The 11,361-nt window shown below is 42.9% G+C and carries 11 protein-coding genes and 1 pseudogene; 7 read left to right on the top strand and 5 right to left on the bottom strand.

The window, feature by feature from the left end; translation table 11 throughout:
* Positions 1–272: 272 nt before the first annotated feature.
* From Q1A70_RS10435 to Q1A70_RS10415, 5 genes and pseudogenes are all read right to left on the bottom strand, one after another.
* On the bottom strand, positions 273–1,838 hold the full coding sequence (locus Q1A70_RS10435) for a DEAD/DEAH box helicase (protein ID WP_299690407.1): 1,566 nt from the start codon (positions 1,836–1,838) through the stop codon (positions 273–275).
* A gap of 163 nt (positions 1,839–2,001) precedes the next feature.
* Positions 2,002–3,360: a diguanylate cyclase gene (locus tag Q1A70_RS10430; protein ID WP_299690401.1), complete on the bottom strand. Its 1,359-nt coding sequence runs from the start codon at positions 3,358–3,360 to the stop codon at positions 2,002–2,004.
* 209 nt (positions 3,361–3,569) lie between these two features.
* Positions 3,570–4,211, bottom strand: a complete 642-nt coding sequence (locus Q1A70_RS10425) for a class I SAM-dependent methyltransferase (protein WP_299690396.1) — start codon at positions 4,209–4,211, stop codon at positions 3,570–3,572.
* 65 nt (positions 4,212–4,276) lie between these two features.
* Complete coding sequence (locus Q1A70_RS10420; RefSeq protein WP_299690393.1) at positions 4,277–4,543, bottom strand: hypothetical protein; 267 nt, start codon at positions 4,541–4,543, stop codon at positions 4,277–4,279.
* Between the two features lie 195 nt (positions 4,544–4,738).
* A pseudogene (locus tag Q1A70_RS10415) lies at positions 4,739–4,867 on the bottom strand (NupC/NupG family nucleoside CNT transporter); the annotation flags it as partial.
* A gap of 558 nt (positions 4,868–5,425) precedes the next feature.
* Here Q1A70_RS10415 and Q1A70_RS10410 point away from each other — a divergent pair.
* From Q1A70_RS10410 to Q1A70_RS10380, 7 genes are all read left to right on the top strand, one after another.
* Positions 5,426–5,902 carry a hypothetical protein gene (locus tag Q1A70_RS10410; protein WP_059019036.1) on the top strand — a complete coding sequence of 159 codons (477 nt, stop codon included), beginning with the start codon at positions 5,426–5,428 and terminating at the stop codon, positions 5,900–5,902.
* A 284-nt stretch (positions 5,903–6,186) separates the two neighbouring features.
* On the top strand, positions 6,187–6,456 hold the full coding sequence (locus tag Q1A70_RS10405) for a PTS sugar transporter subunit IIB (protein WP_017064872.1): 270 nt from the start codon (positions 6,187–6,189) through the stop codon (positions 6,454–6,456).
* 10 nt (positions 6,457–6,466) lie between these two features.
* Positions 6,467–7,723, top strand: coding sequence for a PTS ascorbate transporter subunit IIC (locus tag Q1A70_RS10400; protein ID WP_299690391.1), 1,257 nt, complete (start codon positions 6,467–6,469; stop codon positions 7,721–7,723).
* Positions 7,720–8,169, top strand: coding sequence for a PTS sugar transporter subunit IIA (locus tag Q1A70_RS10395; protein WP_299690389.1), 450 nt, complete (start codon positions 7,720–7,722; stop codon positions 8,167–8,169). The genes Q1A70_RS10400 and Q1A70_RS10395 overlap by 4 nt, the downstream gene beginning before the upstream one ends.
* A 442-nt stretch (positions 8,170–8,611) precedes the next feature.
* On the top strand, positions 8,612–8,983 hold the full coding sequence (locus Q1A70_RS10390; protein ID WP_299690387.1) for a GntR family transcriptional regulator: 372 nt from the start codon (positions 8,612–8,614) through the stop codon (positions 8,981–8,983).
* Positions 8,980–9,834, top strand: coding sequence for an ABC transporter ATP-binding protein (locus tag Q1A70_RS10385; RefSeq protein WP_299690384.1), 855 nt, complete (start codon positions 8,980–8,982; stop codon positions 9,832–9,834). Before Q1A70_RS10390 ends, Q1A70_RS10385 begins: the two co-directional genes overlap by 4 nt.
* Entirely contained in the window at positions 9,834–10,691 is an 858-nt protein-coding gene (locus Q1A70_RS10380; protein WP_299690381.1) for a hypothetical protein, read from the top strand. The genes Q1A70_RS10385 and Q1A70_RS10380 overlap by 1 nt, the downstream gene beginning before the upstream one ends.
* The last annotated feature ends 670 nt before the right edge of the window (positions 10,692–11,361 follow it).

Raw genomic sequence — 11,361 nt, 5'->3', positions numbered from 1 at the left:
TCGCTGGCATTCATGTTGATGTGGCTACCGATGTATTGTTGAACACGGAATGTACAGCAAAGATCAACACGCCCTAGAAAGAGAAAAACATATATTCGCGTTTATTTGAGTCCGATTGAAAAAGTCACGCTGCAACGAAAGCCTTCCTAGGAAGTGGCTTTCGTTACCTAGCTTCTACCAAGCGATGGTATCAATCCGTCTGTTTAACACTCAACCCATATAATTAATAATCAGCCCATCTACTTAATAATTAATAACCAACCTCGAAAGTCTTATTTTTGAGGTGCTGGCTTAGAGCGGTTTCTCGAGGGTTTATTCGTTGAAGGCTTGCTTCCTACCGGCTTATTTGAAGCATTACCTTTACCCGCACCACTTGGCTTGCGCTGAGTATTTTGAGAATTTGAAGCATTCGCTGCAGGCTTGCTGCCCGCATTGCCGCGCTTAAAGTTATTCCCGCTGTTTCTTACAGGCTTATTGTCACCTGCTGCTGATGAACTGTTTTCTGCAGGTTTGTTACCAGACGTAGGCTTACGCTTGGGTGCAGAGCCATTACCTGCGACATGACGCTTGTTCTTACCTGCTGGCTTATGCCCACGAGCGTTATCACCAGAACGTTGACCATCGGCATGCTCACGTGGCTGTTTTGCTTTCTTCGGCTTCTTAGGCTTGATTGGGCGTGAATCTAAGCGAGATTCCGGGAGCTTATTGACTGGCGAGAAACCTTCAAGCTCACGTCTCTCTAACACTTGTTGAATTAAACGCTCAATACCAAACAGCTCACCCACTTCATCAGCACAAACCAATGAAATCGCTTTACCGACTTCACCTGCACGGCCAGTACGACCGATACGGTGTACATAGTCTTCCGATACATGGGGAAGATCGAAGTTAACCACTTGTGGAAGTTGCGGAATATCGATACCACGAGCGGCGATATCCGTTGCTACCAACACTCGTACCTTACCTGTTTTAAAGTTCTCTAAGGCCTTAGTACGTGCACCTTGGCTCTTGTTGCCATGAATTGGCGCTGCCGTAATATCTTGCTCTTCAAGGAAGCGAGCAAGCTTGTTTGCACCGTGCTTGGTTTTGCTAAATACCAGCACTTGTCGCCAATCATTGTCTTTGATTAGCTTGGCAAGCATCGGACTCTTTTTCTTTTTATCTACTGGGTAGATGCTTTGCTCAACGGTCTTCGCTGTCGAGTTTGCTGGGCTGACTGAGATTTCTACCGGACTGTTCACTAGGCCTTTCGCTAAGCTGCGAATATCATCTGAGAACGTTGCCGAAAACAGCAAATTCTGACGTTTCTTAGGCAAGAAAGCCAAGATCTTACGAATATCGCGGATGAAACCCATGTCTAGCATGCGGTCCGCTTCGTCTAATACTAGAATCTCTAACTGATCAAAACGCACAGCATTTTGGTTGTATAGGTCAAGTAGACGACCCGGTGTTGCCACCAGCACATCACTGCCTTTACGCAGTTTTTGCATCTGAGGATTAATTTTTACGCCACCAAACACAACCGTAGAAGTCAGAGGTAAATTAATACCATACTTCACTACGCTAGCATTCACTTGCGCAGCAAGCTCACGAGTTGGCGTTAGCACTAACGCACGAACCTGATTCTGACGGACACGAGGGCCGTTTGATAGCATTTCAAGAATAGGTAGCGTGAAGCCTGCAGTTTTACCTGTACCTGTTTGAGCAGCGGCCATGACATCTTTGCCCGTTAGGACAGCAGGTACGGCTTTCTCTTGGATTGGTGATGGCTTATCGTAACCTTGTGCTTCAATAGCTTTAAGGATAGGTTCAGAAAGGCCAAGGGAGGTAAAACTCATAGATTATTTTCTCAGTTGAATAACATTTAGTATGAGCAACGTATTAAGGAAGTCGTTGCTGCAGCTTTTGCTGATCAATCAGATTGATATAGAGCAAAGCGCGGTATTCTGAGGCTTTTCCCCACATTCAGCAACTAAATTCTAGTCCCCACTGCAATTCTGTCTAGATAACCTGCCGCTTCTGTTGATACATTTTTTCATCAGCCGCTTTCAACAGAGCGTCGACATCATTGTATTTATCCTTATTGTGAATGATCCAGCCAACACTGATCCGCAGATAAATTGAATCCGCCTGATAGTTAACCGGTGTCGCACATATCGCTCTTCTAAGTTTAGCCACAATCGAAGAGGCATGTTGGTCATCGATGATTCGGGGTAGCAAAATCAAGAACTCATCGCCACCAATTCTTGCGACAATATCAGACACGCGTAACTCATGCTTAATGCGCTTGGCACACTCGACTAAAACCTGATCACCAGCAGCATGACCATATGTGTCGTTGATCGCTTTAAACCCATCCAGATCAATATTGACAACGGCAAAGGTTTTCGCTTTCTGTTTTTGGGTCGTCTTAAATGCCTGCTTGAGGCTGTACATGAAATATCGGCGATTCGGCAACATGGTCAGCTCGTCATGCATAGAGCGGCTATCTGCAATACGGTACAAGCGATATATAAATATGAAAGTAATACCCAACACCAGCATGATGCTGTAACCCACTAACCTGACGACATGGATTCGATACCAAGGTACATCCATCAAGACATGCTCGTTATCCGAAAGTGCAAGATACCACCCACCGTAAGGAAAACTCACTTGCTCTGTGGCAAATGCATTATCAAAAACATTTTGAGTACCATAGAAGATAGCCCCATCCTTACCCAAACTGTTTACACCACGGATTGCGAGATCGTATTGGTTGGCAATTTTTCCAATACCCACATCGTTGAACAGCTCATCTACGTTAATCACAGCACTGGAAGCGCCCCAATAATCTCGATTAAAGGGAGGATCGAGAAAGATCGGTGTTCTTGCAATAAGAGCCTGCCCACCTTGAAATAATTTCAACGGACCTGAGACAAACGTGTTACCAATATTGCGAGCAATCTCAACGGCCTCCCATTGAGTAGGGAAGTCACGATAATCAGTACCAAGCACCTGCTCATTCCCAGCCATTGGATAAACAAAGTTAAGCACATCGTTTTCCGCTAAACCGATCAATCGTATATGAGATCCATCTCGGATAATGTTTTGTGCAATTTGCTCCCAATCTTTCTGGTTACCATCCGGGTTCATGGTCACAAAAGTCGAAAAGCTGTTTAATATATAGAGCTCTGAGACGATAGTAGATTCGATACTTGCTCGAATAATAGACAGGTGTTTTTTTGCTTCAGAATAGGATTCATTCTTCAAAAAGGTTAATTGCTTGGCGTGAAAAAACTCGACAGCGCTCACTACCACTAAAGCAGATAGAATAAACAGTAATGTGGCTGACCACTGTTTGCTAGAACGACTTGGCATTCACTAACCTCTGAAGCTTGATTTGATATGTTGCCTTATACTGGCTTGTATTTAATTTATTGTTGCAGTATGCCGCTAAGTCACTAAAAATCCATACCAAACTAGATTATCTCTCCAATATTGAGCTATTCATCACTTCAATCGTACAAGAGGCAATCATAAGATAGTAAGAAGTGTTGGTGAAACACATTCGTTTTCCACTATGTGAATCATCCCCCGGTATTGAGACTTGCATCGGCACTTGAAGCGACTTTGTGCATAATTATAGTAAAGTCCCCTTCAGCGTAGCCTTCGATCAAGGAAACATCGTCACAAAGCGTTTTACAGAAGCGATACACGCCCTGAGGGGGGTAACTCATCAAGGTATTGCGCGCAGGGTATTGGCTTGAATTAAGAAGATTAAAAATCACGGTTTGATTCGCCAATTTATACATACGACCAATCATGTTTGCCAGATAATCAGAATCACGAGAGTGGTAATTCAATGAACCACTCGCGATCACAATGTCGTGCGACTCCAGGTTCATTTTGCTCATGTCACCCGATAGAAACTTGCAGCGAATTTCTGGGTAGTTTTGCTTCGCCTTATTCAGAAAGCCTATGTGTTGATCAACCCCTGTATAAGACTGAATACGATAGATGCTGTCGAGCAACTCAAACAGCTCGCCATAGCCACAGCCCAAATCCAAAACACTCTTACTCTCAAAGTCGGCCGAGCGTGCTATAACCTCAAAGCGGCACAACTGGCTCTCTTCACTGAGCCACCCTAAAGCTTTAGCCTTGTTGCCATTCGAGCGATTAGTCTGTTTGCGGTGATATTGGTATACCTTCCAACGGTCGAGCCAATGCATTCAAATCCGTCTCACTTCAAAAATCCGCCTCATTCAATGTGTCTCATTCAATGCACCTCAGTGTGTTACACGTTAGACGTTGAAGAAAGACCACCGACCTTATAGCCGATCGCATAACAAACCACTGCAACCGTGACAAATACCAATGCCGCGAAGAAATACGCGACGGATGCCGCTACGCCAGTCCCCCACACTATGCTAAAAACTAAGCCAAGATAGGCCTCTTTTGGCCACTGATAGATAGGAAACTGAGTACCACCAGCAATAAGATATACCGTCGCAAGTAAGCCAATGAAGGTGGCAATAAGACCAATAAGAACGCGCGAATTCATGAGGAGACCCTTGAGTAATTTGAGCTTGGTTGCCATTGTTTTAACCGAAACCGGATGTTCTTAGTCGAAACAGAATATTCTTTATCGAAACAGAATGCCATTAATCGCAACCTGATGATATTCAAGTATATCGGATAAAAGGCATTGGCTCTATTACTCTTCCGTGTGAGCCTTTACTCACTAAATACATCACCTAATGAACAGGATACCTGGAGCCGCCATGAAGCTTGCTGCGATAAGGTATTTAAGCTCAACACCTAATCCGGCATAACCACCCAGCACGCTACCGGCAACCGATGCTATACCACCAGCCATGACAGCAAAGGAACAGGGCAAAGAACCGCAAGCAAAACGCTACGCGATGAAGGAGTAAACAAAGTTAGCGAATATAACAACGAGTTGTTCATGCAAAGATCACCTTATACAAGCAGTGGAACGTAGCTGGTCCGGTCCGTGGGGTCATTCACATATCCATGTGACGGCTTGTATTGGCTAAGCACCGGCTTAAAACCGGAAGAGAAGTATAGACAGTTACATGAGACTTTCATCGCGTATTTTTACGCAAATGATCGCGCGGTTAAGAATTAGGCGCAATGCATTGTTTGTCGTCATTTTCGTGCTTCGAAAGCTGTAAACAACCTGTATGAGGTTGGGCTTAGAATGTTAAGTCTTTAAGCGTATGAGAGTAATCTCTCGGTTAATTCTGTGTGATTATTAGCAGTTTTCTGTGCTCTACCTCATTTCCCACGACTTCAAGATTCATCTTAACTTTAGATACGTATATACTTTGTAGATATCTCACCAAATTATATCTATAAAATACCAATCGAGCTGATTAGATATAACAGCCATAGAAACTAAGCGAGGAAACACGTGAAGAAAATGGAAGCTCCGCACGACATGAACAATGGAGCTAGATTCAAAACAAATAGACACGGCTATGTGACAGTAGTTGAATATTATAATACCTACACTGTTATTGTCGCGTTTGAAAACACCGGAAATATCCGCGCTATCAGTGCGGCGAAATTACGTACAGGTCAACTTACCGATCGTTCTGTTGCACCTGAGTCAATTATGATTGGTGAAAAGGTTGAATCGGTTAAACACGGGATATTAACCATTACTCAAGTTGAATCTGAAAATATTGTTGTACTGACCAATGCTAATAATGAAGAAATTAGAATGCTATTGCCTGCAGTACAAAAAATGAAAGATAAGACTGAAGACGTCGACAATGAAAATGTTGCCTCGCCAAAACCTACCTCGCTTAGCCAACTGACTAAAAGAAATAAAAAGACCAAAGACGTTAATAGCATGCTTAAGAAAATGCTTACTGACTACGGTCGATACGATTAATTACTCATTATCTGCAATAAAGCCTCTAAATATTTATACTCTAGCATCAAAATTAATTAAGCCTTCCTTTCTCAATAAAATACGTTGCATATTCGAGTAAAAAGTTAAATTTGATCAAAGTCTCACTCTGGATCTTTACTGCAAATTAACGAGATCTCCATCACAATCTCATTTTAGCTTTGTGATGGAGATCTTATTGAAATCTGAATATTTCCATTACTATGCTCTCACACAATAAGAGAACGAAGTTTCTCAACCCCTAAAATCCAATTGAGACAAATATTATGAAAAAGATTCTTGTAGTTTGCGGTAACGGCCTTGGTACTTCTCTAATGATGGAAATGGCAGTGAAAGAAGTCGCGAAGAAAATTGGTTTTGAAGCAGAAGTTGATCACGAAGATCTATCATCTGCTGCATCAAGCAATGCCGACATTTGGGTAGCAGCGACAGACGTTGCAAACCAACTAAAAGACGCTGGTAAAGAGAACATCATCAGCCTTAAAAATATTTTTGACAAAGCATCAATCGAAGAACAACTAAAAACTTTCATGTAAGGTCAAAATTATGCAAAACTTTTTCGAGTTCATGCTCGGCTTATTAAAAGAGCCAGCGATCATGGTAGGTTTAATTGCTTTCATTGGCCTAGTGGCTCAGAAAGCCGATATATCTACCATTCTTAAAGGCACCATTAAAACCGTAATGGGTTTCCTAATTTTAGGTTTTGGTGCAGGTGCTCTTGTTGGCGCTCTAAATAACTTCTCTGTTGTATTTACTGAAGCATTCGGCGTAAGTGGTGTTATTCCAAATAACGAAGCAATTGTGGCACTAGCACAAGAAGCATTCGGATATGAAATGGCACTTATTATGTTTTTCGCATTCGTTGTGAATATTTTATTGGCTCGTTTAACACCTTTAAAATATATTTTCTTAACGGGTCACCACACAATGTTCATGTCTATGCTAGTAGCAGTAATCCTGTCTACAGCTAACATTGAAGGCACTGCTCTAGTCGCGATCGGCTCGATCATTGTGGGTTCGTTGATGGTTATCATGCCTGCTCTTGCTCAAAAATACACAGAGAAAGTGATGGGTACCGATCAACTGGCGATGGGGCACTTCTCTACATTCTCATACTTAGTTTCTGGTTACATTGGTAGCAAATTCGGTGACACGTCTAAATCAACAGAAGACATCAACGTACCAAAGAGCCTAATGTTCCTACGTGATACACCTGTAGCAGTAGCAACGACAATGGCAATCTTCTTCATGTTTGCTTCTATTGTTGCTGGTGGTGACTTTGTTGAAACCGTTTCAAATGGTCAAAACTGGGTCGTATTCACCTTCATGCAGTCTCTTGTGTTTGCCGGCGGTGTTTACATCGTACTGCAAGGTGTAAAGATGCTGATTGCTGAAATTGTTCCTGCATTTAAAGGTATCTCTGACAAGCTAGTACCGGGTGCGAAACCTGCTCTAGACTGCCCAATGGTATTCCCGGTAGCGCCAAACGCGGTACTTATCGGTTTCCTTTGTTCTTTCGCTGCTGGCCTACTAGCAATGGCAGTTCAAGGTGGTCTTGGCTGGACAATCATTGTAGCGGGCGTTGTTCCTCACTTCTTCGTAGGTGGTGCAGCAGGCGTTTACGGTAATGCAACCGGTGGTCTACGTGGTGCAGTTCTAGGTTCATTCACGCAAGGTCTATGTATCTCTTTCATACCAATGCTACTGCTTCCAGTTCTAGGTGGCCTTGGTCTTGAAGCAACAACATTTGCTGACTTCGACTTCGGTGTAGTTGGTCTGATTCTGGGGTGGATTGTTTCATGAGCCTATTCGATTTAATTGGTAACCAAGGCGTTATCATCAACTCTGAAGAGAACCTAACGGTTGATGCTGCGATTGATGTGACATGTTCAACACTATTAGCGAGCAACAAAATTGAAGCAAGCTATGTTGAAGCTATCAAGCAAAAGCACAAGGACATCGGCGCGTACTATGTTCTGGCACCAAAGATTGCGATGCCTCATGCTCGTCCTGAAGATGGTGTGAACGAAGCATCACTGCAAGTGACAGTATTCAAGAAGGGTGTTGATTTAGAGTCGGAAGACAACGGTGACGTTTATCTTTCAATTACTCTGGCGGCGATGGACTCAGATAGCCACATCCATACGATTATGGCGCTATCAGAGCTGTTCCAAAATGATGATGACATTGATGCCATTATCGCAGCGGAAACTGAGCAAGCGATCATCGAGATCTTAAAGCACTACTAGCTTCTATTTTTAGGTCTTAACCTTTAGTTCTTACTGATGTTTATCTCCTGAAAGCCCCCATTAAAAAAGCGATAGCCTCGGCTATCGCTTTTCTGTTTCTGGTGCTTGATCATTTCGCATCGAGTATGAATTAAGGCTCCGCTTTAGCGAATATAGAAAGAACCGGACACTCTTTTAGAATTTGCTAGCCCTTTTGACAATGGTGATAGCTTCAGTCAGGGACGAACCCAGAAACCAAGCTAGGCTGCTAATACTAATGCATAGCTTTTTATCATTAATGCGCAACATACCGGCTCAACATCACAGAACAGAATATAACCTCATCAACTTAACGAACACAAAACCATAAAATTTAACATTCAGCTAATTTATAAAAATAGCTTGCCTATCTCTCAAATAAGTTTAGTGTTATACACATGTATATCACCATGCAATTGTAATTATGAGCGAATGGAAAGAAGACCAGCCGATCTTTAGGCAGCTTGCTGTAAAGATCAGTGATCAAATTCTTCAGGGGATTTGGCTAGAGCAACAGGCTCTGCCCTCTGTGCGTACGGTTGCAGCCGATCTCAAGATCAACCACCTCACCGTCATGAAAAGCTACCAATTATTGGTGGATGAAGGCTTGGTAGAGAAAAAACGCGGTCAAGGAATGTATGTAGCCGAAGGGGCACTTCAAAAATTGAAAGAGTCTGCACACCAATCATTCATCAACACACAGATCCCAGCCATCGCTGAAACACTAAGCATTATTGATATGAGTGTCGAAGAACTCGTGAAACAGCTAGCACAACATATAAAGGACAAGTCATGAGTACTTTACTTTCCGTGAAAAACGTAACCAAAACCTATTCAAATCAAGTGGGTGTCGAAAACATCAGCTTTGAGTTAAAGCCAGGGCAAGTGCTTGGACTGCTCGGTCACAATGGCGCAGGTAAATCGACGCTAATCAAATCATTGCTTGGCGGACACAGCTATCAAGGTGAGATTGAGGTGAATGGCTACCATCCTATCCACCAGCACGCAGAACTGATGCAACACTTATCGTATATTTCCGATGTTAACGTGCTGCCCGAGTGGATGACCGTTAAGCAACTGCTTCGATACACCCAAGGTGTGCACCCTAGTTTCAACAAGCAAAAAGCAGAGCAAACCTTAAATAGCACGAACATTCGCCTCTCTTCGAAGATCAAGCAGCTTTCTAAAGGAATGAAGGTGCAAGTTCACCTGGCGATCATCACCGCAACAGATACTCAAGTATTGATCTTAGATGAGCCAACACTAGGCCTAGATTTACTGTATCGCGACACCTTCTATCGTCACCTATTGGAGTGGTTCCATGATGGTGAGCGTACCATGATCATTGCAAGCCACGAAGTTTCAGAGATCGAGCATCTGTTAACAGATGTACTGATTTTGAAACAAGGCAGCTCTGTTTTGCAGAAAAGCATGCAAGAGATAGAGAACGACTATTTCATTATCGATGCGCCAAACCGCCATTCAGGCGACATTCAAACACTTAACCCCCTCAGCTCGCAACCGGGGTTAGGTACCACTCGATGGTTGCTGGAAGGCCAATACAAAACCCAGGTAACGTCATTAGGCGATATCTACAAGGTTGGTCTCGCAGACCTATTCCTTACAACACAGACGGAGAAGGCATAATGCATCCAAGTATTTACATGCTAGAAAAAGAACTTATCGAGCACAAAATTAACACTCGATTACCTCTCTTTGTCGCGTTGTGTGGTTTCTTGCTGTTCGTAAGCTTGTTCTTCAATGGTTCGGCGCAGCATGAGTTCTTCTTCCAAATGGAAGTGAACGGGGATGCCAGTGACATTCACCAAGCATTCTCACAAGATCTCAACTCTGTGATCTACTTTGGGGCAGGTCTTATTTCGCTGCTACTTTCGACACTCTACATTCCCAAAACACTGCGTAAAGAGCGCCAAGAAGGCAGCTCGATGTTTTGGAGAAGTATGCCCGTCTCCAACGCCATGACTCATGGTGTGAAACTAGGCTTTGGCTTGGTAATTATTCCGGCTATCTGTGCTCTGTTGGTTCTATTTGCCGATTTGTTATTTTGGATACTGAACCTGTCTAGCGAACAACCATTGCCGTTGTTCGTGGATCAACAATCACTGCTCTATGTTTTAAGTAATTGGATTGTATTCTTTGGTCGAATGATGCTGGTTGCGCTGGTTTTATTACCTCTGGCAACGGTGACACTGGCGATTTCTCAGCTCGTTAACTCGCCATTATTTGTCATTTTTATCTCAAGTTATGCGATTAAGTTCCTCTCTGTCGCCGTATTTGGGTTCTATGGCATCAACGACTTCCTATCGCTCATCACGTCACTGCCAATGAAGGTGCTTACAACAAGCAACCCGTTCAGCGCGATTGCAGAAGCGCCAGCTTTATCTTTAGGTATCTACGTACTGATTGGTGTTGGCGGCTATCTACTGAGCCTAAAGCTGAATCGAACGGACGATGCCAGTTTGAAGACTCTGTTCCAGCGTTAGCATTATCTCTAGCAAGGCGAGTCAATAGGTCACCGATCCAAATCTAAGTCACTGTTCCTGAAAAAAAAGCTCCTGAGAAATCGGGAGCTTTTTGTTATCAAGGCTTTTGCGAGTACAAGCTAGAAACACCGACAAAAAGACTAATGAATTTGGGTTTTGGTTTTTGGTTAACAGACTGAACGAACAAAGAGAATCTAAGAGGGGTATTAGTGAGCTGACATTGGATTGCATTGTTATTAATGTCTGTCAGCTCATTGGGATGATTTCTCTAGTCACCGACCCGATAAAGGTCCTTGAGAATACTATTGAAATCGGTTTATTACGTTTTACATTTGATTAAGTTTTTCAATTTTAAAGCTTTGACGATATCAAGCTTATTTCTTTGAAGCTTCTTTTGCCGTGTCTTTCCAGTATTGGATACGAACGCGATGAAGCTGTGCTCTTCTCATTTTTTTCATAGGGGTATATCCTTTTTATTTATCTGCTCTTCTTGAGCTATTTTTATTGCCAACTCTTCGAATCTAACGGGGTTTTATTGTCAAATCAACGATGCACTTCACAAAATTTAAAGAGTTCTTAGTACCATTTACATCAAAATATGACCTGCATATCAACTATGGCTCAATTTAATGCCATCAACCCTGCTTCAAAATTAAGGTTAGTTATCTCA

The sequence above is a fragment of the uncultured Vibrio sp. genome (assembly GCF_947488985.1).
GTDB lineage: Bacteria > Pseudomonadota > Gammaproteobacteria > Enterobacterales > Vibrionaceae > Vibrio.
The sequence above is the reverse complement of the archived record's forward strand: the minus strand, read 5'-3'. Positions and strand labels throughout refer to the sequence as shown.